This is a genomic window from Syntrophobacterales bacterium (assembly GCA_031274925.1).
Taxonomy (GTDB): Bacteria; Desulfobacterota; Syntrophorhabdia; order Syntrophorhabdales; family Syntrophorhabdaceae; genus PNOM01.
In genome coordinates this window covers 13,497-37,689 of the sequence record JAISPL010000007.1, presented here as the reverse complement: position 1 = coordinate 37,689, position 24,193 = coordinate 13,497, and the positions used below count along the sequence as shown (strand labels likewise).

At 46.4% G+C, this 24,193-nt stretch carries 22 protein-coding genes; 14 read left to right on the top strand and 8 right to left on the bottom strand.

Annotation, left to right across the window (positions count from 1 at the left end):
• On the bottom strand, positions 1 to 1,798 hold a 1,798-nt coding region (locus LBQ00_01870; protein MDR2017620.1), incomplete at its 3' end, for a hypothetical protein.
• A 673-nt stretch (positions 1,799 to 2,471) separates the two neighbouring features.
• Between LBQ00_01870 and LBQ00_01865 the strand changes: the two genes are divergently transcribed.
• On the top strand, positions 2,472 to 2,738 hold the full coding sequence (locus LBQ00_01865; GenBank protein MDR2017619.1) for a hypothetical protein: 267 nt from the start codon (positions 2,472 to 2,474) through the stop codon (positions 2,736 to 2,738).
• Between the two features lie 181 nt (positions 2,739 to 2,919).
• Here the strand turns inward: LBQ00_01865 and LBQ00_01860 are convergent, their stop codons facing one another.
• The gene (locus LBQ00_01860) at positions 2,920 to 3,363 is read right to left on the bottom strand and encodes a pentapeptide repeat-containing protein (GenBank protein ID MDR2017618.1); all 444 of its coding nucleotides are present in this window, start codon (positions 3,361 to 3,363) and stop codon (positions 2,920 to 2,922) included.
• Between the two features lie 27 nt (positions 3,364 to 3,390).
• Positions 3,391 to 4,647 (bottom strand): aminopeptidase, encoded by a 1,257-nt coding sequence (locus tag LBQ00_01855; GenBank protein MDR2017617.1) that lies wholly within the window; start codon positions 4,645 to 4,647, stop codon positions 3,391 to 3,393.
• A gap of 254 nt (positions 4,648 to 4,901) precedes the next feature.
• Here LBQ00_01855 and LBQ00_01850 point away from each other — a divergent pair, with 254 nt between their 5' ends.
• Positions 4,902 to 5,117, top strand: a complete 216-nt coding sequence (locus LBQ00_01850) for a dodecin family protein (protein ID MDR2017616.1) — start codon at positions 4,902 to 4,904, stop codon at positions 5,115 to 5,117.
• 689 nt (positions 5,118 to 5,806) lie between these two features.
• Here the strand turns inward: LBQ00_01850 and LBQ00_01845 are convergent.
• Entirely contained in the window at positions 5,807 to 6,217 is a 411-nt protein-coding gene (locus tag LBQ00_01845; protein ID MDR2017615.1) for a hypothetical protein, read from the bottom strand.
• 501 nt (positions 6,218 to 6,718) lie between these two features.
• Here LBQ00_01845 and LBQ00_01840 point away from each other — a divergent pair.
• The 5 genes from LBQ00_01840 (at position 6,719) to LBQ00_01820 (ending at position 13,117) form a co-directional block, all read left to right on the top strand.
• Positions 6,719 to 7,417 carry an FKBP-type peptidyl-prolyl cis-trans isomerase gene (locus tag LBQ00_01840; GenBank protein MDR2017614.1) on the top strand — a complete coding sequence of 233 codons (699 nt, stop codon included), beginning with the start codon at positions 6,719 to 6,721 and terminating at the stop codon, positions 7,415 to 7,417.
• Positions 7,418 to 7,511: 94 nt separating this feature from the next.
• Complete coding sequence (locus LBQ00_01835) at positions 7,512 to 7,712, top strand: hypothetical protein (protein ID MDR2017613.1); 201 nt, start codon at positions 7,512 to 7,514, stop codon at positions 7,710 to 7,712.
• A 511-nt stretch (positions 7,713 to 8,223) separates the two neighbouring features.
• Positions 8,224 to 9,816, top strand: coding sequence for a protein translocase subunit SecD (secD, locus tag LBQ00_01830; protein MDR2017612.1), 1,593 nt, complete (start codon positions 8,224 to 8,226; stop codon positions 9,814 to 9,816).
• Positions 9,816 to 10,724 (top strand): protein translocase subunit SecF, encoded by a 909-nt coding sequence (gene secF / locus LBQ00_01825; protein MDR2017611.1) that lies wholly within the window; start codon positions 9,816 to 9,818, stop codon positions 10,722 to 10,724. Before secD ends, secF begins: the two co-directional genes overlap by 1 nt.
• 80 nt (positions 10,725 to 10,804) lie before the next feature.
• Positions 10,805 to 13,117: a hypothetical protein gene (locus LBQ00_01820; GenBank protein ID MDR2017610.1), complete on the top strand. Its 2,313-nt coding sequence runs from the start codon at positions 10,805 to 10,807 to the stop codon at positions 13,115 to 13,117.
• Here LBQ00_01820 and serS read toward each other — a convergent pair.
• The 4 genes from serS to LBQ00_01800 are packed head-to-tail and all read right to left on the bottom strand — an operon-like array spanning position 13,101 to position 16,310.
• Positions 13,101 to 14,372 (bottom strand): serine--tRNA ligase, encoded by a 1,272-nt coding sequence (gene serS, locus LBQ00_01815; GenBank protein MDR2017609.1) that lies wholly within the window; start codon positions 14,370 to 14,372, stop codon positions 13,101 to 13,103. The genes LBQ00_01820 and serS overlap by 17 nt on opposite strands.
• Complete coding sequence (locus LBQ00_01810) at positions 14,373 to 14,906, bottom strand: GerMN domain-containing protein (GenBank protein ID MDR2017608.1); 534 nt, start codon at positions 14,904 to 14,906, stop codon at positions 14,373 to 14,375. It lies immediately after the preceding gene.
• Between the two features lie 52 nt (positions 14,907 to 14,958).
• Complete coding sequence (locus LBQ00_01805; protein MDR2017607.1) at positions 14,959 to 15,525, bottom strand: cysteine hydrolase; 567 nt, start codon at positions 15,523 to 15,525, stop codon at positions 14,959 to 14,961.
• Positions 15,522 to 16,310 (bottom strand): TatD family hydrolase, encoded by a 789-nt coding sequence (locus LBQ00_01800; protein ID MDR2017606.1) that lies wholly within the window; start codon positions 16,308 to 16,310, stop codon positions 15,522 to 15,524. The genes LBQ00_01805 and LBQ00_01800 overlap by 4 nt, the downstream gene beginning before the upstream one ends.
• A 790-nt stretch (positions 16,311 to 17,100) precedes the next feature.
• On the opposite strand from LBQ00_01800, the gene LBQ00_01795 reads away from it, so the two are divergent.
• The 7 genes from LBQ00_01795 to LBQ00_01765 all read left to right on the top strand — a co-directional run bounded on the left by LBQ00_01795 (position 17,101) and on the right by LBQ00_01765 (position 24,174).
• The gene (locus LBQ00_01795; GenBank protein MDR2017605.1) at positions 17,101 to 17,988 is read left to right on the top strand and encodes a tyrosine-type recombinase/integrase; all 888 of its coding nucleotides are present in this window, start codon (positions 17,101 to 17,103) and stop codon (positions 17,986 to 17,988) included.
• 1 nt (position 17,989) lies between these two features.
• Positions 17,990 to 18,514, top strand: coding sequence for an ATP-dependent protease subunit HslV (hslV, locus tag LBQ00_01790; protein ID MDR2017604.1), 525 nt, complete (start codon positions 17,990 to 17,992; stop codon positions 18,512 to 18,514).
• On the top strand, positions 18,515 to 19,846 hold the full coding sequence (gene hslU / locus LBQ00_01785) for an ATP-dependent protease ATPase subunit HslU (GenBank protein MDR2017603.1): 1,332 nt from the start codon (positions 18,515 to 18,517) through the stop codon (positions 19,844 to 19,846).
• A complete protein-coding gene (gene argB / locus LBQ00_01780; GenBank protein ID MDR2017602.1) occupies positions 19,843 to 20,685 on the top strand; it encodes an acetylglutamate kinase in 843 nt (280 codons plus the stop codon). The genes hslU and argB overlap by 4 nt, the downstream gene beginning before the upstream one ends.
• A complete protein-coding gene (locus LBQ00_01775; GenBank protein ID MDR2017601.1) occupies positions 20,685 to 21,896 on the top strand; it encodes an aspartate aminotransferase family protein in 1,212 nt (403 codons plus the stop codon). The genes argB and LBQ00_01775 overlap by 1 nt, the downstream gene beginning before the upstream one ends.
• 3 nt (positions 21,897 to 21,899) lie before the next feature.
• Complete coding sequence (argF, locus tag LBQ00_01770) at positions 21,900 to 22,820, top strand: ornithine carbamoyltransferase (protein MDR2017600.1); 921 nt, start codon at positions 21,900 to 21,902, stop codon at positions 22,818 to 22,820.
• 154 nt (positions 22,821 to 22,974) lie between these two features.
• The gene (locus LBQ00_01765) at positions 22,975 to 24,174 is read left to right on the top strand and encodes an argininosuccinate synthase (protein MDR2017599.1); all 1,200 of its coding nucleotides are present in this window, start codon (positions 22,975 to 22,977) and stop codon (positions 24,172 to 24,174) included.
• The last annotated feature ends 19 nt before the right edge of the window (positions 24,175 to 24,193 follow it).

Sequence of the window (24,193 nt, the reverse complement as noted above, 5' to 3'; positions counted from 1 at the left end):
TAACCTGAACCGGTGTTAACCGATTGGTCTTTGTACCATCACCTAACTGACCATTATTATTTCTTCCCCAGGACCATACCGTACCATCTTCTTTAAGAGCTAAAGAATGATAGCTTCCCCCGGCAAGAGCCTTAATATCGGATAAGGGCAGACCTTTGACTTTAACCGTAACCGGCATGCGTCGGCTGGTCTTTGTACCATCACCTAACTGACCGAAGCTGTTCCATCCCCAAGAGAGTACTGTACCATCTTTAAGAGCTAAAGAATGATCGCCTCCCGCGGTAAGGTGAGTAACCCCGGATAAGGGGATTAAAGTATCATCGTCTCCTTTGACCAGAACCGGAACGGAGGTGCGTCGATTAGTCTTTGTACCATCCCCTAACTGACCATTATTATTTCTTCCCCAGGCAAGCACTGTACCATCTTTAAGAGCTAAAGAATGATCGCCTCCCGCGGTGAGATCTATAATAACATCAGTAAGATCTCTGGGGTCGACGGGGTCAGGGGTGCAAAGATTTAAATAATCGTCTTCGGTGTCGCCGCCTAATACCTTAATGGGGGTGGGGTGAGCGACAACACGGGCAAGACCATCAGCTGTCCCATTGCCTAATTGACCGTATTCATTCCTTCCCCAAGTCCATACTGTACAGTCGCTTTTCAGCGCAAGGGAATGCCAGAATCCTGCACCCAGGGCCGCCACATCGGATAACCCTCTCACGGGGGTATGTTTATTAGCAGTGGTCCCGTCGCCCAATTGACCGTAACTATTATATCCCCAGACCCACATTGTTCCATCTTTGTCCAGAGTAAGAGAATGTTCTTCTCCTGTGACCATAGCCGTCACACCGGATAAATATTGCTTGCCGCTTTCACCGCCCAATACCAACACGGGGGTAGAACGATTATTAGAGGTCCCGCTGGTCCCGTCGCCTATTTGACCGAAAGAATTATATCCCCAGGCCCACACTGTATTGTCTTCTGCAAGCGCGAGGGAATGATGGTTTTCCGTGGTTATAGCCGTCACACCTAATAACGGAACTAACTTGTCATCGTCATCTTTGACCAGCACCTGTACGGGGGTATATTGATCAATTTTGGTTCCGTCGCCGAGTTCACCCAACCCATTGCCGCCCCATCCCCACACCGTGCCGTCTTTTTTAAGCGCGAGGCAATGAGTGTATCCCGCAGCGATAGCCTTCACATCGGATAAATTTTTCACCTGCACGGGGGTAGGGTGAGCAAAGAGGGCATTAGGCTTATCAACTGTCCCGTTGCCCAGCTGACCGTATTGATTCCATCCCCAGGACCACACCGTGCCGTCTTTTTTAAGCGCGAAAAAATTATAGTATTGCGCAGCGATAGCCGTCACATCGGATAAATTCTTCAACTGCACCGGAGTAGTGCGCGTAGTAGTGGTGCCGTCGCCCAACTGACCGAAATTATTATATCCCCAGGTCCACACCGTGCCGTCACTTTGAAGCGCGGAAGAGCTGGAGGCCCCCGCAGCGATAGCCGTCACACCTGATAACGGAACTAACTTGCCATCGTTATCTTTGACCTTAGCCTGCACGGGGTATGTTTTATCGATAGTGGTGCCGTCCCCGAGTTGACCGTGGCCATTATATCCCCAGCCCCACACCGTGCCGTCTTCTTTCAGTGCGATAGAATGGCCGCCTCCTGCGGCCACCATGGGTGTCGCCTTTGCCGCAGATGCGGGAGACTCCATGAATGGCGTCATGGTAAGCATTAGCGCTACTAAAATGAATATGGATAAAGGTATGTTTCTTATGATTTTCATCTTGAAACCCTCCTTTTCAGGGAAGTAAAGTCCCTGATATTGTGTGTTTCGGGTGTTACTTTGTCCCGTATAGTCCTGTCATGCAATAAATAAGCCAATCGTATCAACGCACTATGGGAAAGTGTGCAAAGATATACGGCGAAAGACATCTGACCTGATTATCTGCAGATAACGAGGGCTTACCTTCCTATCTCATACGTGTTCATGGCAGCCCACTGCAATGTCTTGAATATCGTGCATGAGCACTCTTATTCTATACCTTTAATGTAAGTACTCCCGTATAGTCAGTCAACCCCTGGATCTATAAATCTTCCGATATTTTAACTGTTAATCTGCTTTCGTTCCCAACTTATAGGTATTATCAAAAGGCTTAACCTTGGGGTTTCTTTTGGCTTTTTTAAGCCTGTCCATAAGCGCCTGCAAAGAATGGCTTCTTTCAGGTTTGTCTGTTTTTATTTAAAATTGTTGGACAACTTTTTGATGGGCCGCCCAAATCGTACGCTTCTTAATTGTATTGTGCCGTGCTCGTTTTGTGCCGAGAAAGATCAAGATTTGCGGGACTATACTGGTTAAGATGACCTGAAAGATGTGGACTTTGCCGTCCACTAGCCTTTGCCGATTACGAAAATAGCGGCAACTACTAAACGAGGAGACCGGAGAAAGTCATTGATGTGTGCGTTTCCTTAACCACGTTCCGCCCATGAGACTTGCAGGGATTGTGAGAGGTTTGTTTGCCTATGATGACAACGCCATGGCCCAGACCAGACCTCATAAACTTGCAAAGAAACTGGGCAAGGAATCAATCAAGGCCAAGATTGGCGTACTTGTTTGTGTCGTCAACTGTCTGATGATGCCCCATCTCTTCGAAACAATGAATCTTCCGGAGCATAGTATTGCAACAAAACGAAGATACTGTATTGGGTGCCCTCATCCTTTATGACCTCTCTCTGATTTCCGGGGAACCCCGTCATTTCAATTTCTATCCACTGGAGGCCGGTAGTCGCTATTCCCTTTCTTTTCGTCCAGGACCCGTTCAATGGGCGGCGCTTTTGTCGGAACGGCTCTCTTCAGGCCCACAAGCGCGGCAATGGGATGATGACAGATTGGTTTGTCGGCTGTCCTTAAAATAACCGTGCGGATTTGCACTCACCGATAGACCCCTTTATGCACTTCTTCTCGTCCGCCCACACCGCCTCAGACATGTCGGTGCCCGTAAGGTTCACATCCGTCACATCGGCGCCCGAGAGATTCGCTTTGTTAAGGAATGCATTGGTAAGGTCCGCGCCGGCGAGATTTGAGTTACGCAGGTATGTGCCGGCGAGATTGGCCCCGGTGAGATTGGCCTTTGAAAGCCGGGCCCCGGTGAGATTGGCGGAAGAAAGGTTTACCCCAACGAGATCTGCGCCGGAGAGGTCCACGCCGTGCAGGTCGCACCATTGACACTCCCTTGTCGAGCGGAGTTTATCCAGGTCGCCCTGCTTGAACGCATAGGAAAAACTGCCGATGAATAACAGCGCCGGAAAGACGGCTACAATGGTGAGTATTGACACTATCTTTTTTTTCATCGTATACCTCGAATGGTATTTTGTTGTTCAGTACCCGTTCCTGAACATGCCGTTCTCATAGATCACCTTTTTTTGTCCTGTGGTGAGATGAGCGGTGACTGTCTTATCTTCAGTATTGACAAGGTCCCAATGCAAAGCGGAGTCGTTGAAACCCAACTTCTGCTTCAGTTCCTTCGTCATGTCTTCCTGGTTGCCCGCATAAGTATCCGAGTAGGAAGAGCCCATGGCAACATGGACGTTACCGTTATCGCCGCCAAAATTTTCGTCAAAGAGCGTGTCGGCCATAAAACGATCAATCCTGGAAAAACGTTTGTCCGTGAGAGAAAACTCACCCAATCGCGATGCCCCTTTATCTATGGACATTTGCTTTTCCGCGAAATCTCCTCCCGATTCAGCCGCGATTTTTACCGCCTTACCTTTCCTGAACACGATACGGACACTTTCCACGTAATTGCCGCTTCTAAAAGAAGGGAGGTTTGCATAATAGGTCCCCTCGGTCCCTCTCCAATCTGGTGAAAGAAAGATCTCGAAACTTGGCAGGTTATGGCCGGACACGCCGGCCCATTTTCTATGTTCCCCTGGGGTAATCTTTAGGTCCACATTTTTTGATTCAACGTGAAGGTGTTCGATTTTCAGGCTGTTTAGCCATTTTTTGATATCTCTCACATCCTTGTGAATCAATTCCCATTCTTTGACAGGGTCATTTTTGTCAAGATAGCATGCCTTTATGATTTGCGCGGTATATTCCTCCATGGTAGCCCTGGCTTGCGTCGCCAGTTCCGAGGTAGGGACGGTGCACAGCGTCCATCCGTGAAGCCCTTTCGCCTCTCTCTTCTCTAATATATCCCTGAATGGTTTTCTCGAAATGAGAAATTTACCTATCTTGATGGGATCTATATCCTTAAGGTGTGTAAGGGATTCGGGGGCTCTGAGATATATTCTCCCGTGAAGGTTTTCATAGAAGTCTTTTTCTCCTGGGGTTGTAAAAATGAGCTGATTCTTCTTTGCCTTTCTGTAAAACGTCTGTTCCATGCCATAAGTCATCCCCATCCTTTGCACCGGATTGAGTCCGAGATCAAGAAGCTTCCCGTAGACGATCTCAGCAAGGGTAATTGCGAGAGGATCGTATTGAAGAAGCACCACGTCGTTCTTAGCAAATTTTCCGGTTCGTGCCGTCTTAAGTCCCCATATAATTATATCGGCGTATTTTTCAAGCTCCAGTTCGGTAAGCACTGCAACCTCCTTATTTTTTTCCTCCGACAAATCAGGAGAAGAGGTCCACATCCAGTCCTTCTTGGTAAAGAACCAGTCAGGGGATGGGCGGTTGTGTTTGTAGTATAAGCAATAGAGGGTTTCTTGGCAACTCCTTATCGGTTTCACGATCCGGCGCTTGTCCTTGCCTGGTCTTGCTGGATCACCCCCTTCTCTGAATTGTGTTGGAACAGGTTCAGAAAAATAGTTGACCCTTTTTGCATTTCTTTGCTAAGCTGTAGAAAATTATCAACAAAGCGTCAACATTAACTACGGGAGGTTTACACGTGAGATCTGATGGCAGGGTGGCAAGGGTAACGGAAATAATTGCTGGATCGACCAAGAGTTTTGACGATGCCGTTATGGTCGGTTGCAAGAGAGCGTCCAAGACGCTGAGGGGTATCACTGGCTTAAGGGTGAAAGAACAACGCTGTAGCGTGGAGGATGGGAAAATTACCGAATTCAGAGTTACGCTGGACGTCATCTTTGTGTTGGAAAATTGAAGGAGAAAATTACGAGTTCTTTTGGCGGTACGATGAGCTTGCCACAGCTTGCCGTCGCCTGGCCGGGTGTGATCACGGTTAAAACGTGGTTGAGCCGACATGCAGTGTCGGTTACTCCTTACTCTCCTGACTTTTTGATACCTTGTCGTTAAGCTACCAAGACTATTTTTAGACTGTAGGTCATCCCTCGCGTTACCATTCGCTCCGCACTCTGCACTGTTTTTTTGGCTATTCGCTGTTTACTTTCTTTTGTCATGGCTTTCAGCTCAATTGAGTTCATAGTCTACAATATTTCCGGTAGTCCCTGTCAGAGAAGAAGACGGGAGACGTCCAAAGACAAAAGCTTTGTCATGCCTACCAGTCAGAGCCATGAGCGAAGCCGGGGCAGAATTCACAGAACACTCTTAAAAATTATAAGGACGAGGGCGGCGCTGGGTGGGGTATCCGCCGGAGAACGGAAATTGGACGAGCATGTGGTAATTAAGAAAGACCATGAGTATGGAGGATGAGGAAAAGCCGCTCGTAATTTTTATGCACGAAGATAGGCCTCCACAAAAGAGCTTGTCCTCACAGGAGGGTCAAACGAATCACCCCGTCCCACCCCGTCGTGCACGCCCAAGCATACGTACATGGCGGGTGCAGCAGTGGAACCTGCTTAAAGCCATCCATGGTTTGTGAGAGGGCGTGAGTCAGGCATTTTCTTTTCCGTATTTCTCTGCAAAGCAGTCGTAGCAGACAATGGAATCTTTTTTGTAATTGTGTTCCTTGCAGATAAACTTGCCGCAGTATATGCATTGGGTGACCCCGTTGGTAGAGGGACAAAATTGCTCTTCACAGACCCTGTTGCCCTTTTCGTCGTACTTTCTCTGGGTCGTCTTTACCCACTCATTGACCTGTCGCTGGCGGTCTTTGACGAGCTCGTCCATGATGTCTGGCCGCCAAGCGTTCAGGAAATCGCCAATTTCACCTTCAATTATAGCGTTTCGCACGTCTTTATCTTTTATCTGCTTTCCTATCCGCTGCAATATCTTGTCGATCTCGTCCTTGTCGGCATCTTCGAGTTTGAAGCCCAGTCTTTTTATGTCAGCTAGTATGCTCATATCTTCTTTGGTAGATTGCCCGTACCGGACATTTGTATATTAATGTAATCTATACTTTTTCTCCGGTCTCTGTCAATTTTTCCGGACCAAGGTCTCCTCTCTCTTTTTTTACCTTCTCTCCCCCCTCTCTCTAACTGTGCCTATCCCAGTATTACCTTATATATCAGGATAGGGAGGTCCTCTCCTGTTTCGTCTATTACGGCGTGTCATGAGCCTCCCATAGAGGATGAAGTCTCTTTGCCGCTTCTATCTCCGGCGGGACCCCATACTCTTTACACACTTTGAATCTAGATAAGATCTGATAAGGAGAGGGGAGGTCATTCAAGTATTCGCGGAAAATCAGGCACAAGAGACTGAATGTGCATCTTAATGTCATCTGCATTATTTGACAACAAGGAGGCAAGAGCTTATATTAAAATTTACATGGATTTCCGGGGGTTCAGCCATGTGATACGTGTCCGGAAAAGTGCCAACAAACCACATGTTTGAAAAGGAGCGTTTATGAAACTAAAGCTGGTAGCGATTTTAGCGATTCTGTTATTAGCAAGTCAAGCGGGTGCGCAAGGCCAGGGGGGCTTGAAGAGCCCAAAAGAGAAAGTCAGCTATTCTATCGGTGTCGATATCGGAAATACCCTCAAGAGGCAGCCGATTGACGTTGATCCCGCGGTTTTGGGGCAAGGCATAAAAGATGCAATGTCCGGTGGCAAGTTATTGCTCACGGAACAGGAAATTCGCGATACGATGCAGAATTTTCAGAAAGAGATGGTGACCAAACAGACAGAGAGAATGAAAAAACTTTCGGAAGAAAATAAAACGAAAGGAGAAACATTTCTTGCCGAGAATAAGAAGAAACCAGACATCATCACTTTACCGAGCGGGCTTCAGTATAAAGTAATTAAAGAAGGAACGGGTAAGATGCCGAAAGCGACGGATAAGGTTACCGTGAACTATCGAGGCACTCTTATAGATGGTACTGAATTTGATAGTTCTTTTAAGCGCGGAGAGCCTGCCAGTTTTCAGGTAAATGGTGTAATTGCAGGCTGGACCGAGGCGTTACAGAAGATGAAAACAGAGGCAAAATGGCAGTTGTTTATCCCTTCTAACCTCGCCTATGGCGAGAGAGGGGCAGGGAATATGATAGGCCCGAATGCCACTCTCATTTTTGATGTTGAATTGATCTCAATTAAAGAGCAGAAATAGACTGCCGGGTGCGATTTTTTAAGGGATAGTAACCAGTGATAATTTCAGACCTCCTTCATCATCGCTGTATGGGGAGATGATGAAGGAGGTCGTTTTGTTCGAGCATATCATTGAAGAGTGGCCGTTCCATATATCCGTTTTCATGCCAACACATCACCACAAGCTTGCTAGAAATTTACTCCATGTGAAATCGTCCGGTGTTGCCGGAAGAAATGTTGAGCGTTGCAGCCGTTTATCTAACCTTGGAGATATTGCTTTTAACAATGAAAAAATTGTGGAGCGCGAGGAAGTTTGAACGTGCTTCATTGCAGCCGCCGATGAAAAAGCTTGCCTCATGTTGCTTTCGCAGATATTTTAGTCTATTTTGGAAGAGTCCGTATCGCGGTAAGTTCGTGGTCTCGTCCGATCATCCTTGCAAACTATTCAAATGAACTGTCGCATCTTTATTTGTAATATGGGACAAATAAAGAGACGCCTAATACCAACTGACCGGAGAGTTCAAGAAAATAAGCAGCCTTGCCATGATGGACGGGTACACGCCCTTGGAAGATAAAAAGGCAATTTCTCAGGTGGAGAGGCAGATTATTGTTTGTGTCATCAAAATTATTGATTTCATGCAAACTCTTCACAGCTGTACTGAAGGTAATGCGTACTTTCTCCGTTCGCTCCATTTCACAAAATAACTGCAGTGTCTTGCCGGGAAGTGCCGATTATCGGCCTTTTACCAGAAAATTTTCTTGACAAAAGAACCGGATAAAGATAATTTTGATATACTTTTTCATGGCAAAGAATTTATGAGGTCCTAAGTGCTAAAGTCATTGAAGATTAGAGCAGTTCTTATCGTGGTATTCCTTGTGGTGTCGGTGATATATTGTCTCCCCAATGTATATGAGCCGCAAGGCGCATTGAAGCAATATCTGCCTTCGGAAAAAATACATCTAGGGCTTGACCTCAAGGGAGGTATGCATCTGCTTCTTGAGCTTGACACGGTCAAAATGATGCAGAACCTTTTGGAAAGAAAGTTCAACGGCTTTAAGGACGGAATGATACGAGACAGTATAAGGTTTCTTGCCCTTGACAAAAAAGGGAACGCCGTCGTTGTTACCGTGAAGGCCGACCAGAAGGAAAAACTGTATAATTTGGTAGGAAAGGAATTTCCTGATTTGAAGGCGGAGACAACCCGGGTTGATGGTGACAATTTTACCGCTGAATTTGTGTGGCTTGACAAGGAGATTTCCAACATCAAAGAAAATGCTGTCCGTCAGGCTCTTGAGACTATCAGAAACAGGATTGACCAATTTGGAGTGACTGAACCTGTTATCGTGCAACAGGGCCAGAATGAGATACTCGTGCAGTTGCCTGGAGTAGAGGATCATGATCGTGCCCTTGAACTTATTGGAAAAACAGCACAACTGGAATTTAAGCTCGTAGATGAGGAAAATGCAGCAAATGCTACATCGGGCGCCGTTCCTGAAGGGGATGAACTTCTAACGGAGAAGAAAAGAAACCGGGAAACAGGCATCGTCACTACTACACCGATCCTTGTGAAGAAGCAGGCGTTGCTTACGGGGGATCTCCTTACCAATGCGAAAGTTGGAATAGGATCCGGAATGGGAGCCGAGATCAGGGTTGACTTAGAATTCAACAGTGAAGGCGCACGGCTCTTTGACAAAATTACGGGTGAGAATACCGGTAAAAGAGTTGCTATTGTTCTTGACAATACTGTCTATTCAGCTCCTGTCGTGAGGGAGAGAATTTCAGGAGGTAGGGCGCAGATAAGTGGCAGTTTTACAATGGATGAGGCGAAGGATCTGGCAATTGTTTTGCGGGCTGGAGCACTTCCCGCTCCAGTTAAGGTGATTCAGAATATTACCATTGGGCCTACCTTGGGCCAAGATTCCATTCGCAAGGGAATGCAGGCAGCGGCCCTCGGGGCTATTCTTGTGATAATTTTCATGGTATTCTACTACAGATATTCGGGGGTTGTAGCTGATATCGCTCTTTTCCTCAACCTTATCTATCTACTTGGTGCTTTCGCGGCTCTCAAGGCAACCATGACCCTTCCTGGCATTGCAGGAATTATCCTTACTATGGGGATAGGCGTGGACACCAATGTTCTCATTTTTGAAAGAATCAGAGAGGAGTTGAGGCTCGGCAAAACGGTTCGGGCTGCCATTGACGGAGGGTACTCCAAGGCATGGTTGACAATCTTTGATGCCCACATTACCACCCTCATTACGACTTTCATCATGTTTATTTTCGGCACGGGACCGATCAAAGGCTTTGCAGTAACGCTAAGCGTGGGTATTATTATTAACCTCTTTACTGCGGTCTTCGGATCGAAGGTCATCTTTGATTGGATAGTGGTCAAATACAAACCAAGGAGCCTTAGCATCTGATGGAGTTCAGGGAGATCCTAAAGAATACAAATTTAGATTTTATCGGCATCAGAAATAAAACCTTCGCCATTTCAGCGGTTTTGTTATGTCTCGGTCTTGTAGCTTTTGTGATGATATCCTTCGGTAAGGCTAATATGAGTATTGATTTCACAGGGGGAACCAGTCTGCAGATAAAATTTGCTGATGTCGTAAGTATAGGCGATCTGAGGGATGCCCTGACCGACGGAGGTTTGCGTGACGTGCAAATACAGGAAGTGAGCGGGACTGGAGAATTTCTTGTAAAAACAAAAATGACCGACACGGAAAAAGAAAAAGTACAGGACATTGTCGGACAGGTTATTTCCACCAAACTGACGGGAAAGAAATATGAGATCCTCGGAAGCAACATGGTTGGTTCGTCAGTTGGGAAGACGCTGAAAAAGAATGCCATTATCGCAGTAGTAATCTCTCTGATAGGCATAATTATCTATATTGCATGGAGATTCACCTATGTGTTCGGGTTGGCGGCGGCTATCGCCACATTCCACGACGTGATTGTCATGCTCGGTATTTTTTGGGCTCTGGGTGAGGAGATGAATATCCTTTTTATTACCGCGCTCCTGACAATTGCCGGTTATTCGCTTACCGACACGGTTGTGGTTTTCGACAGGATCAGAGAGAATATGGCGAAAATGAAATCTAAGTCCGATCTGGGAGCAGTGATAAATGTGAGTATAAATGAGGTCTTGAGCAGGACTATTGTAACCTCCCTAACCGTGTTGCTTGTTTTGGCCGCCCTCCTTGTCCTTGGTGGAAAGGTGCTTTTTGAATTTTCATTGGCGCTCGTCATTGGTGTCATTATAGGTACATACTCGTCAATTTTTGTGGCTAGTCCCCTCGTTTTTCTATTGAGAAATAAGGTCCGTTGAGTTCATCTGTCATTTACTTGTTGTCTTTAGAGCCGACCTGCTCTCCTTTTTGACGATATCTGGCATTTAAGTGGGATGGCGTGCAGGCTCGACTCGAAGATGTTCTTGAGGAAAAAGAGAGGGGATTAAAGCTTTATCAAAGATTCCTTGATCTTAAGGACCTGTGTGAGCAGGATGTTTTTCCTTCCATCAATCTTCCATTAAAAGAACATGTGGAAAATCTGAAATCCTTGGTTGAAAGAATAATACCGGACCCTAGGGATCGCAAAGAGGAACTGTTTTCGGGTGAGATCTTTGCGCTGCTGGGTGCATTATACCTTCATGATACGGGACTTACCGGTAGTTGCAGATGGTTCAGAAACGGTGATATATTCAATGCGCTTGACAGCACGCAGAAAAGGATACTTGTCAACAATGGAATCGCAAGAGAGCTTGGAATACCGGAGAAAGCTATCGAGATCATCAATTATCTGAGTTTTTCCGATATTCTAAAGAAGATGCCCATGGAATGGGTAATCACTGAGGGAGGCAATAAGGCCCTTATCAGGAATACTAAAGTCATTGAGCATCTGTTTAATTTCTCTCATTTCCTCCTTGACGTGTTTTTCGCTGACCTCGACAGCGCAAGGCTCAGGAGGTATCAACGTCCAAGACTGATTCTTGGAAAGGAAAAAATTTCATTAGAAATCAGCAGCAGAGAAGGGGTCGTAAGGGTTGGCTATACTGCGGAATCGCCTTATGAGACACATCAAATTGAAAAGGTGAAGGTTTATGTCGAAAAAACCTTTGAGTTCTTTAAAAACAATGTAAACGGGAGACTAGGGTTTCAATATAGAAGAATTGAGTGGGATATAAATTGCAAATTTGACGATACCAGGCTATTTTGTGGAAGATCTGCCTTCTCTCCATATGCAGGTCGTGAAATAGCTCTTATAGAAAGGTGGACCGAGGCATCTTCGATGCTCGACAGGGTGTTTGACCACGGTTGCGCCATTGTTGTGGGTGATGAGTTTGTCGGCAAGAGTACAATGCTGAAATCCTTTGTTCTCTCGCAGGCCGCCACTATATTTACCAATGCATTTTACTGCGAGGTGTGGGCAAACCCGGTTAGTGAACTCAGGGACAGAGTTTGCAGTGCGCGGATGAATTACGACTATTCTGACCTCGATATCATCTCGCTCTGTAGCAGACTTCTTGACGAGGGAACTATCCTGTTCATACTTGACGGATTCGAGAGAACAGCCGGCTTGGACCAGAAAGAGAGAGAAAAACTCGCGAGATTTTTGGATTTTTGCTTCGCTCGGGAACATTGCTACGTTATCGTATCAGGTGACAAAGGAACGTTTTTCGAATGGTCTGCTTTTTTTAGCAGGACGGCCATGTCAGCTCTTTATGAGTTGAAACCTCTGGACAGCGAAGTGGCGCTCCGCATGTACGGACAGGAGGCAAATACTGAGTGGGACAAAAGAGCGCATTACACACCGGCGGAATGTGAACTGTTTGTCAGAGGAATCACCATTGAAGCCGCGCTCAAAGATATTTTTGTCGGTCTGGACGATATCAATGAGTTGAGGGCTGTATTGAATACCCTCATAGACGTAAATGAGAGGCATCTGAAGCGCTATACGGCCGATGATATCTGTTTTGAGTCATACCTCCCTTCCGCGCAGGTTCTTCAGCACCTTGATCTCTTGACGCAAAAAGGACTGGTGCTGCGGGATGAATCATCCGGGTCCGCCTATTTTTCCCTGAGAAGCCGTTTTCTGATGGAACCACTTTTCAATATCCTTGAGCTCAAACAATTCGAAGGGAAGAAAAAGGTTCGGGAAATCCTAAAGTGGTCATCCATGGACGATTCTTTACTCAATGGGACCCAGTTGGACCTTATCCGGGCGTGTTCAGAGGGGATGGCTTTCTCAAAAGAAGACATGGGGCGCATTTTAGCCAGCCTGATTTCTGCGGGAGAGAATTACCAGCTTTTTGTCGAAAAGGCGAGGCGTGACAGCAGCGGGATCAATATTCAGCCCATTCTCAAACTGATGGATTCTAACGATGTAAGGAAAAGAGCAGATGCCATCAGACTTCTTCTGGATCTGCACGATAAGAAAATGGTTAATCCGTTGCTCATGCATCTTAAGAAAGAAAGTGTCCAGGAGCTCAAAGATCTTATTGTCATAGGTATTGGGAGCACCGGAAAAAGGAGAAGAATCATCGCCCTCATGCGGACATTGAAGGAGAATGGGGATAGGGAGTTAAGGTTCAGGGCCATTGGGTTTTTCCGTTCCCTTCTTCGCAAAAATCCGAAGAATCTGCTGGCCGACATAATCGAGATGGAAAATGATCCAGTTATTCTCGAAGAACTGGAGAAACTTCTTTCTACACAGGAAACTTAGTTATCCCGTGCATATAAGGCCTCAAGACTTCTGGCACCGTAATTGAGCCGTCGGGACACTGATAATTTTCCATTACGGCCATTACGGTCCTGCCAATGGCAAGACCCGAACCATTTAAAGTATGAACGAGGTCAATCTTACCGGACCCTTTTCTGTATCTGATTTTCGCTCTTCTGGACTGGAAGTTATCGAAATTGCTGCATGAGGATATCTCCCGGTAAATGTCCTGTCCTGGCAGCCACACTTCAATATCATAAGTCTTTGACGAAGAAAATCCCAGATCACCGGTGCAGAGCGCCGAAACCCTGTAATGTATATTGAGACGCTTAAGGATATCCTCTGCGTCAAGAAGAAGCTTCTCTAGTTCATCATAGGAGTTGTCGGGAAGAGAAAATTTTACCAACTCCACCTTGTTGAACTGGTGCTGTCTCGTAAGCCCCCTTGTATCTTTCCCGTGAGCTCCCGCTTCTTTTCTGAAGCAAGGAGTGTAAGCCACATACTTTATGGGCAAATCTTCCTCTCTAAGTATCTCATTGTTATGAATATTCGTGACGGGTACCTCAGCTGTAGGAACAAGAAAATAGTCCACCCCTTCAAGCTTGAAAAGCTCTTCCTCAAATTTTGGGAGCTGGCCGGTACCTGTCATTGCCTCACGATTCACTATAAAAGGCGGAAGAATTTCGGTGTAGGAATGTTCTATTGTGTGAATATCCAGCATGAAGTTGATTAATGCTCTCTCAAGGAGTGCACCGAAAGATTTATACAGGGTAAACCTTGAACCCGTGATCTTAGCCGCTCTTTTGAAATCCAGAATATCAAGTTTTTTGCCAAGATCCCAATGGGCGAGGGGTGTAAAGTCAAAAGTAGGCTTATGACCCCAGGTCTTGACAACCGGATTGTTATCATCGCTCGTTCCCATGGGAACGCTTTCGTGAGGAATATTAGGCAGCAGAAGGACCATGTTATCCCACTGTTCTTCCACTGTTTTTAATTCTTTTTCCAGATCTTCTATGTTTTTCCCAATGGTTCTCAGATGTTCAATCTTTTCCGTCGCAGCGTCTCCCGTTTTTCTCAATCTCGCTATCTCGCCGGAGAGCGCATTTTTCGAATTTTTCAATTTTTCACTTTCCTGTATGAGGGATCTGCGTTTACCGTCGATCAAAAGCAGATTGTCCATATCGAAAGTCGCACCTCGGTCCTTTAGGGCCTGGTTGACCATATCGGTTTTCTCTCGGATTATCTTTGGATCGATCATTTATTCCTCCACTATGTTGTTGTTGAATTCGATCGGGTCGTAAGTGTAGAGCACGCCGTTTACTGTATGGAACACCTGCCCCTCCACAAGGAGCTGGACTTGTTTCGAGTTTTTGAAATTCGAGAGGAGTGAATTTATAATAGAATAAAGTGCAGTGATCCCCTGCGCTGTGCTCATTTCCTCGTTTTTGATATTATGGGACAGGTTGAGATAGACGACCCCTTCCGAGCCTGTGGCCACATCGCGAACCGACAGTGCATCTGGTACCGCGTTCGCCTTTTTAAGCTCTGCAATGATCATTTCGGCCTTAGCTCTTTCCGACAGGTCATTGTCTATTTCCAAACTTTTTTTCTTGAGCATCCCCTCGACGTTCGGACAGAACAGGACCAAAACCTCCTTTTGAACAGAGACCGGTTGTTTTTCCAAGTCGATCTTCTTTGTAAACATGTGAAACGCTAGGAGACTGCCTCCAAAAAGGGCAATAAGAATACACGCCGTAACAATAAGTCTCTTTTTAGATATCGGTTTTCGCATAACGATAAAGGTTTAACCCCAAAACAATTGGCCGGTCTATGCCGGAACAGTCTTAGACCCGCCCGGCCATGGCAGTTTCCAGAAACTCGGCGGAACGCATGACTTTGAAGATCGGATAGATTGCAGAGTTTCTATAGGCATCCATGAAATTTTCGTGAATCTTCTTTTTGTGCGCCGCACTCAGATCATCTAGAATAATGGTATAAAAATCATTGCAAATAGCATCGAAAGCAGTCGCAAGAACACAGAAATGAGTATTTACTCCTGCAACTGCCACTGTGTCAATATTCATCGTCCTCAACGTCTGGTCTAGGTCCGTTTTAAAAAATGCGCTGAACCTTCTCTTTTCGAGGATAATGTCGTTTTCTTGCGGCTCAAGATCGGAAAGAGGTTTGGTTCCGTCCGTTCCTCTCAGACTGTGAGGCTTCATTCTCCCGCGGAATATGAAATCACCCTCAAGAAAACTGTCACAGGAAAAAATGACCGGGATCAAAGCTTTTCGGCAGTCTTTAAGGAAATCCCTTACCGGAATTATGATCTTTTCTTCCTCACGATCTCCCGTCCGATCTTTCCTGTAGTTGCCTTCCAGCATATCAACAATGATCACCGCAGGTTTCAATGTGGCGCCTCCTTTGAGCCAGGTAGAAAAAGTGTTTCAAAATTGCGCCGGACATTGAATGATAAATCCTCCACAGTCATGTTTTTAATTTGCGCTACTGATTCAGCGATGATTTTCACTAAGTGCGGGAGATTTCTCTTGCCTCTGTGAGGTACCGGAGCAAGAAATGGTGCATCCGTCTCTATGAGTATTCTATCCAAGGGGATATATTTCGCCGCATCAATCAGGGAAGTATTTTTTGTATATGTTATCGTTCCCGGAATAGAAAGGAAGAACCCCAAGTCCAAGAATTCCTTTGCCGCATGGAGATCGTATGAAAAACAGTGGATAACTCCGCCTGCAGGCAAACCTTCCACAAATTTTTTCAAAACCGTGAGTGTCTCTTGCTGAGCGCTTCGCGAATGTATGATTACAGGAATTTTTTCCCTGCATGCCAGTTCCATTTGCCCTTCAAAGGTTTTCAATTGCGCGGACCTTGGAGAGTGATTTTTGAAGAAATCAAGACCGATCTCACCTAAGGCAACAATTTTCGGATGCGTTAGGGTGACGCGCAGTTTTTCGGCCATTTGATCTGTATAATCTTTGGCATTGTGAGGATGAATTCCGACAGCCCCGTATATTTCGGGATACATATCCACCAGCTCAACTACTTTCCCGAAGTACTGTTCTTCAGTGCCGACTGTAAGTATATAGATGAGGCCCTCTGCCAGGCTTTTTGAAATTACCTGATCTCTGTCTTTGTCAAACTTTTCAATCTCCAGATGGCAATGCGAATCAATATACATCGCTGATTTATAACATATTACAGATTTCTATTCAATGCAGTATCCCCCCCACCCCCTCCTCTCCCCTGGCCTTCTATACCGGTATCCTTTATACGTCGGCGGACCTTTCTCTCCCGTTTCGTCTATTACGGCATGTCATATGCCTCTTTTTAAGGGATAGGGTCTTATCCTCTAAAGGCGCAAACTCCATGACATTATGGGCATGTACCATTTATGGAGAGGTTTCTCATACTACGAATACCCATCCTTGGCGAGACCCAATGCTCTTTACGCGCTTAAGAATTGGCAAGACATAAAAAAGAGCAGGAGAGGTCGTCCAAGATTCTCTTCCCGATACCTGTCCCATAGAAAGAGGTCCTTATAAGTGATTGGTATAATTTACTTACCATCGCTGGTGATGGAATCTGGCGCTACCGCCAAGCGCTCTCATCCCTATCCGGAGGGGCCAACGGGGGATTGATTGTTGGGGCATCAGTTTGACAAGTCCTTATTCCACCGCCACTATTAATCTATAAAAAGGAGGCGCAATGGTGAGTTCTTGCAGCTTGGCAGTAGTATACATGACTGTGTTTGCTCTGTTTATCAGATATTTACAGGAGAGATTTAACGTTGCAATTCTGATCAAATCCCTACAGAAATATCTCATGAACGCTCACGAGAGAAACCTTCCCTAGACCAGCATAATTTTGCGGGGTCGCTTATGGGAATATGCCTTACCGCAGACCGGTTTTACCGGATCCGCTACCAATTTGCTTGATTATTTGGGAAAATATAATAGAATAATAGTCTTATGGATAAACATACGGTAAGGGTGTTGTCCAAGGAGTTTTACAGATATCTGAACGTTGAAAAGGGCGTGGCGTTCAATACTGAAAGGGCGTACAGAGGAGACATAGACGACTTTGTTTCTTTTGTGGAGAAAGGCTCCTTTGGAGTGGTGGACCACCATGTGATACGGGCCTATATCGTAAGCATATACAAGGGACTAAAGAAATCCTCTCTTTCGAGAAAGGTGTCATCAATAAAAGTATTCTTCAGGTTTCTGAAGAAAAAGGGATACATCGAGGAGAATACGGCGCTGGTAATCAAAAATCCTAGGATAGAGAAACATCTTCCGAAGTTCTATACTATTGACGAAATGTTTCACTTCCTTGACTATTTGCCCAGAGACGGGTGGATAAACTTAAGGAACAGGGCTATATTTGAACTTATGTATTCGACAGGCATGAGGGCTCAGGAAGCGCTTAACACGAATGTTGAAGATTTGCATATGGATGGAATGTGGGTAAAGGCCAAGGGAAAGGGCGGTAAGGAGCGAATAATTCCCTTCGGGGAAAAGGCCCGAGATGCCGTTAACGAATATGTGGCGGAAATGAGAAGGGTACGGAAGGATCTTACAAAGGGCCCCTTTTTTGTAAACGTGAGAGGATATCGGCTTTCTTATAGGGGACTTTTGAAAATTATGAAGAAACACCAGTTGCATGCCCATCTTTTCAAAAACCTTGCACTTCACGGGGTGCGTCATTCTTTTGCAACTCATATGCTCGACAATGGGGCAGACCTCCGGGCCATACAGGAGTTGCTCGGTCACTCGAAACTTTCGACGACCCAGAAGTACACTCACATCTCCATGGAAAAGCTAATGGAGATTTACGACAAATCTCATCCAAGAAGGTAAAATGGAAGCAACGACGGTTATATGCGTGCGACACAAGGGGAAAGTTGCCATCGGTGGCGACGGTCAGGTCACCATGGGTGATGTTGTCATGAAACACACGGCCAAGAAGGTGCGAAAGATTTATCATGAAAAATGTCTGGCCGGATTCGCGGGAGCCACTGCCGATGCATTCACCCTGTTTGAGAGATTTGAAAAGAAACTTGAGCAGTACAACGGAAATATCACCAGAGCATCTGTAGAACATGCAAAGGACTGGAGAATGGACCGGATGCTAAGGAGGCTTGAGGCGCTCCTTATAGTGGCGGACGACAAGCATACGTTCGTGCTGTCGGGGACAGGGGATGTAATTGAGCCTGATGATGGTGTGGCAGCCATAGGCTCAGGCGGAGCTTACGCTATTTCCGCCGCAAGGGCGCTTGTAAAGCATACCGATCTTTCGGCCAGGGAGATCGTGGAAGAATCAATGCGAATTGCCTCCGGGATTTGCATTTACACCAATGACAAAGCTGTAGTAGAGGAGCTGTAGATGAAGATACTGACCCCTAAAGAGATCATGGAGCAGCTAAACAGGTTTATTATAGGGCAGAATAAAGCAAAAAAAGCCGTGTCCATAGCCTTAAGGAACAGATGGAGACGGCAGATGATACCAAAGGAACTGAGAGACGAGGTAGCCCCGAAGAACATCATTATGATAGGCCCCACAGGGGTGGGAAAGACAGAGATCGCTAGGCGGCTCGCGAAACTCGCAAACGCGCCATTCCTCAAAATTGAGGCCACTAAATTCACGGAAGTAGGATATGTGGGGCGTGACGTGGAATCTATGATAAGGGACCTTACGGAGCTCTCGATAAATATGGTAAAAAAAGAGGAACACGAACAGGTCCTGGAAAAAGCCAAGGTGATGGCGGAGGACAGGGTGCTTGATCTTCTCCTGCCTCAGAAAAGAGCGAGCCGTGCGTCAAAGGAGGAGGAACCGGCGGATCAGTCGAGACTGAAAATAAGGAACCAGTTCAGGGCCGGTAAGTTTGATGATAAATTTGTAGAACTTGAAGTACCGGACAAAGCGCTTCCGATAATCGAGATTTTTTCAGCCCAGGGTCTTGAAGAGATGGATATGCAGATCAGAGATATGTTCGGCAATATCCTTCCGAAGAAGACGAAGAAACGAAAGATCAAAGTGAAAGAGGCTTATGACTTGCTGATCCAGGAAGAGTCGAAGAAGCTCATTGATATGGACAAAGTCGTCCAAGACGCTATTGAAAGGGTGGAACAGTCTGGTATTATTTTTCTTGACGAGCTTGACAAGATCGCCAGCAGAGACCATACGCACGGCCCTGATGTTTCAAGGGAAGGGGTGCAGCGCGATATTCTTCCCATCGTGGAAGGGACAACGGTTACCACCAAGTACGGCATGGTGAAGACGGACCATGTGCTCTTCATCGCCGCGGGGGCGTTCCATATGTCAAAGCCTTCGGATCTTATCCCAGAGCTGCAGGGTCGATTCCCGATCCGGGTTGAGCTTGACCCCTTAAACAAGGACGATTTCTTCAGGATTATTACCGAGCCGGACAATGCCCTTCTTAAGCAGTACAAGGCACTCCTTGCGACGGAGAACATAAAACTGGAGTTTGAGAAGAAGGCTATAGAGGAAATTACCGACATTGCACAGAAGATTAATGAAATGACGGAAAATATAGGCGCCCGAAGGCTCTACACTGTCATGGAGAAGCTGCTTGAAGATATATCGTTTTCTGCTCCCGATACGAAAGAAGAGAAAATTGTCATAACAAAGGCCTATGTGAGGGAAAAACTTGGAGAATTCCTTGAAAAAGACGATCTGAGCAGGTACATACTATGAGAGAAAAAGTTGAGACCATTCTCGAAGCGTTGCCATATATTAAAAAGTTTTCGGGTACCACGTTCGTGATCAAGTACGGTGGGGCCGCAATGGAAGAAGAGAGTCTAAAGAAAGAGTTTGCCAAAGATGTGGTCCTTCTCAAATACGTTGGGATCAACCCGATTATCGTCCACGGAGGCGGACCGGAGATAGGCAGGCTACTCAAGGATCTTAAAATCCCTTCTAGTTTTATCGACGGCCTTCGCGTGACGGACGACAAGACCCTGGAAATTGCGGAAATGGTCCTATCGGGTCATGTCAATAAAGAGATTGTTAAAAATATCAATGATATGGGAGGGAAAGCGATAGGGCTTTCCGGTAAAGACGGACGGCTTCTTGTCGCAAAGCAAGTGGAAAACAAGGAGATCGGTTTTGTTGGCGAGATAGTAGATGTGGGCGTCGATATCCTGAAGAATATTAGTAGGCACGGATACATCCCGGTCGTGGCGCCTATCGCGGACGGAGTGGACGGCCATTCATACAATGTGAACGCCGACTCTGCGGCAGGAAGCATCGCGAAGGCAATGTCGGCGGATAAGTTTATACTGCTTACCGATGTGGAGGGTGTGCTCGACGGAGAAGGGAGGCTTTTTTCGACCCTGAAAGAGAAAGAAGTGGACAGACTAATTGAGAACAAGACTGTCACAGGAGGCATGATCCCCAAGGTGATGTGTTGTGTTGATGCAATTCGGGGAGGAGTACGGGAGACCCATGTGGTGGACGGCAGAGTTGCCCATGCCATTCTACTTGAGATATTTACTGATTCCGGTGTCGGCACCGAGATCATAGGAGGAGCCTGATGCACAAGGAATTAATGGTTAAGGCTTCAGAGTACATTGCGAATACGTATAGTCGGTACCCCATAGTGGCGACAAAAGGAGAGGGTTGCTGGCTCTGGGATATAGATGGCAGAAGGTACCTCGATTTTTTAGCAGGCATTGCAGTATGTAACCTTGGCCACGCCAGGAAGGAGGTGGTTGAGGGCTTGGCAATTCAGGCAATGAAGCTTTTTCATACTTCAAACCTTTTTTATACTGAACCACAGATAAAGGCGGCAAAGCTCCTTGTGGAGAATTCGTTCGGGGACAAGGTATTTTTCTGCAACAGCGGCGCGGAAGCCAACGAGGCCGCTATAAAACTCGCAAGAAGATACTCGTGGAAGAAGTATGGCGAAGGCAGATACGAGATTATCGTCATGGAGAACTCGTTCCACGGGAGGACCATGTGCAGTCTTTCGGCTACAGGACAGACTAAATTCCACGAAGGGTTTTCTCCTATGTTGCCCGGGTTCATCCATGTGCCCTTTAACAGCATAGAAGCCGTGGAGCAGGCATTAGGGGACAAAACGTGTGCTGTGATGCTTGAGCCCATACAGGCCGAAGGAGGCGTCTATTCGGCGAACAAAGAATACATATCTGCGTTAAGGCAGTTGACCAAGGAAAAAGACATACTCATGATTCTCGACGAAGTCCAGACTGGTATGGGAAGAACGGGCAAATTCTTCGGCTATGAACATTACGGTATTGAGCCTGATATTATGAGCCTCGCCAAGGCGCTGGGCAACGGGTTTCCCGTGGGCGCCATCACGGCAAAAAATGAGGTAATGAATGCATTTGAACCTGGGACTCATGCGTCGACCTTTGGTGGGAACCCTCTGGCATGTGCAGCTGTCACAGCTACCATTAATACGTTGATTGATGAGGGCGTGATCAGGAATTGTGAGGAGATGGGTAGATATCTCTGTGAGGGGCTCATTTCCCTCAAGACAAAGTTCCAGTTTATAAAGGAAATACGCGGCATGGGGCTCATTTTGGGGGTGGAACTCGACATCAATGGAGATGCGGTCCAGAAAGAGTTTATGAAAGAAGGTATTATCCTCAATTGTACGAAAGGAAAAATCCTGCGTTTAGTACCCCCACTAATAGTAAAGAAAGAGGACATTGATCTTTTTCTTGAGACGGCTGATCGCATCTTTTCCAAACAGCTAAGAGTCGATAAGGATAGAGAATAGAGTATGCGACCAAAGCGTGATTTTACAAAACTACTTGATATCAATAAGGAAGAATGCCGTTATTTGCTGGAGCGCTCGGCGTTTTTGAAGGAGCAGAGAAGGCAAGGTAAGGAGTTTAAGCCACTTAAGGGCAAGAGTCTTGCCATGATCTTTGAGAAGGCCTCCACTAGGACTAGGATTTCTTTTGAAATCGGTATGTGGGAGTTGGGAGGATATGCGGTATTTCTGACCTCCCAGGAGACCCAGATAGGGAGAGGAGAGCCTGTAAGGGATACGGCGAGGGTACTTAGTAGATATGTGGATGCTGTGATGATAAGGACCTACGGCCAGGCACTTGTAGATGAGCTTGCCCGATGGGCGACGGTACCCCTTATTAACGGCCTTTCAGACCTTTATCACCCGTGTCAGATACTTTCTGACCTGCTCACCATCCAAGAATTAAAAGGAAGACTTGATAACGTAAAGATCGCCTATATCGGTGACGGTAACAATGTCGCAAATTCGTGGCTGGAGGCATCAATCCTCCTTGGTCTCAGGCTGTCAGTGGCCACACCGGAGTTTTATGGTCCGAACGAGACCTTGCTTGAGGAAGCCGAGAGGAATGAAAAATTCGTTTACACGCACGACCCTCGTGAGGCGGCCGATGGAGCCGATATTGTCTATACGGACGTATGGGTCAGTATGGGGCAGGAGGGAGAGCATGAGGAGCGAATGGCGACTTTTGCTCCGTTCAGGATTGACGGAGAAATCATGAAGGAAGCGAACGAGAGCGCAGTAGTCATGCACTGTCTGCCCGCTCACAGAAATAAAGAGGTGTCAGACCGGATATTCGAAGCGAACCAGGAGATTATCTTTAGACAGGCGGAGAACAGGCTCCACGCGCAGAAGGCTCTCTTGGAATGGCTCATGTCGGGAGATAAATAATGGAAGCATCAATAGTCTCCGGGATTCCCTGAACACCGCATATTCATAAATACATGCATAATGGAGAACAAAAGAGTGGGTTAACAGACTCCGCAAGACATATCTTCGTGGCCCATTCATGATTCTTCGTTAATTTGAAGAATGGAGGTCCAACATGAGAGAAATTAAGAAGGTGGTATTGGCTTACTCGGGCGGTCTTGATACGTCGATACTCGTCAAGTGGCTGAAAGAAGTTTATAATTGTGAAGTTATTGCTTATGCCGCCGATGTGGGGCAGGAGGAAGAATTGGTTGGCCTTGAAGAAAAAGCTCTCAAGACCGGCGCATCCAAGGTCTACATAGAGGATCTTAAAGAGGAATTCGCGAGGGACTTTGTCTTTTTCGCCATCAAGGCGAATGCGGTCTATGAGGGGACCTATTTAATGGGCACTTCCCTGGCCAGACCTCTCATCGCAAAACGGCACATTGAGATTCTGAGACAGGAAAATGCTGATGCGGTCTGCCATGGTTCCACAGGTAAAGGAAACGATCAGGTCAGATTCGAGCTGACATTTTATGCCTTAGAACCTAATGTAAAGATTATCGCCCCGTGGAGGGAATGGGACTTTACCGCAAGGGAACAGCTTATTGATTATGCAGAGAAACATGGTATTGAGGTGCCTGTTACTAAAGCTAAACCGTACAGTATGGACAGAAACCTCATGCATATAAGCTACGAAGGCGGCATACTGGAAGATCCTTGGAATGAACCCGATGAGCGCATGTTCCTCACCACTGTCTCGCCGGAAAGGGCGCCAGATAAGCCCACCTACATGGAGATTGAGTTTGTGGACGGCGTACCGGTGAAAGTGGACGGCAAAGAGATGTCCCCCGCCAGGTTGGTGATTCACCTCAACAAACTCGCAGGTGCGAACGGAATCGGTAGAGTGGATATAGTGGAAAACAGATTTGTTGGGATGAAATCGAGAGGCGTCTATGAGACCCCAGGGTGTACGATTTTGCATGTAGCCCACAGAGGCATGGAAACGATCACCATGGACCGTGAAGTCATGCATCTCAGGGACAGCCTCATACCAAAGATATCGGATCTTATCTATTACGGTTTCTGGTACTCTCCCGAGATGGAAGCCCTGAAGGCTTTCGTCAATGAGTCTCAAAAGGGTGTAACGGGCACAGTAAAGGTGAAGTTGTATAAAGGCAACTGTACCGTGGTGGGCAGGAAGTCCGACAAATCATTCTACAGACAGGATTTTGCAACCTTTGACGAGGATGCCGTGTACGATCAGAAAGACGCGGGAGGTTTTATTAAACTGAATGCCCTGAGATTGCGCGTAAGGGCGATGATAAATAAATGATGAAGGGTTGGTACGAGGT

Excerpts from the sequence above, each read along its gene's own strand:
- LBQ00_01860 (MDR2017618.1), bottom strand. The coding sequence starts at position 3,363 with ATGAAAAAAAAGATAGTGTCAATACTCACCATTGTAGCCGTCTTTCCG.
- LBQ00_01855 (MDR2017617.1), bottom strand. The coding sequence starts at position 4,647 with ATGTGGACCTCTTCTCCTGATTTGTCGGAGGAAAAAAATAAGGAGGTT.
- LBQ00_01845 (MDR2017615.1), bottom strand. The coding sequence starts at position 6,217 with ATGAGCATACTAGCTGACATAAAAAGACTGGGCTTCAAACTCGAAGAT.
- LBQ00_01840 (MDR2017614.1), top strand. The coding sequence starts at position 6,719 with ATGAAACTAAAGCTGGTAGCGATTTTAGCGATTCTGTTATTAGCAAGT.
- secF (MDR2017611.1), top strand. The coding sequence starts at position 9,816 with ATGGAGTTCAGGGAGATCCTAAAGAATACAAATTTAGATTTTATCGGC.
- serS (MDR2017609.1), bottom strand. The coding sequence starts at position 14,372 with ATGATCGATCCAAAGATAATCCGAGAGAAAACCGATATGGTCAACCAG.
- LBQ00_01810 (MDR2017608.1), bottom strand. The coding sequence starts at position 14,906 with ATGCGAAAACCGATATCTAAAAAGAGACTTATTGTTACGGCGTGTATT.
- LBQ00_01800 (MDR2017606.1), bottom strand. The coding sequence starts at position 16,310 with ATGTATATTGATTCGCATTGCCATCTGGAGATTGAAAAGTTTGACAAA.
- LBQ00_01795 (MDR2017605.1), top strand. The coding sequence starts at position 17,101 with ATGGATAAACATACGGTAAGGGTGTTGTCCAAGGAGTTTTACAGATAT.
- hslV (MDR2017604.1), top strand. The coding sequence starts at position 17,990 with ATGGAAGCAACGACGGTTATATGCGTGCGACACAAGGGGAAAGTTGCC.
- hslU (MDR2017603.1), top strand. The coding sequence starts at position 18,515 with ATGAAGATACTGACCCCTAAAGAGATCATGGAGCAGCTAAACAGGTTT.
- argB (MDR2017602.1), top strand. The coding sequence starts at position 19,843 with ATGAGAGAAAAAGTTGAGACCATTCTCGAAGCGTTGCCATATATTAAA.
- LBQ00_01775 (MDR2017601.1), top strand. The coding sequence starts at position 20,685 with ATGCACAAGGAATTAATGGTTAAGGCTTCAGAGTACATTGCGAATACG.
- argF (MDR2017600.1), top strand. The coding sequence starts at position 21,900 with ATGCGACCAAAGCGTGATTTTACAAAACTACTTGATATCAATAAGGAA.
- LBQ00_01765 (MDR2017599.1), top strand. The coding sequence starts at position 22,975 with ATGAGAGAAATTAAGAAGGTGGTATTGGCTTACTCGGGCGGTCTTGAT.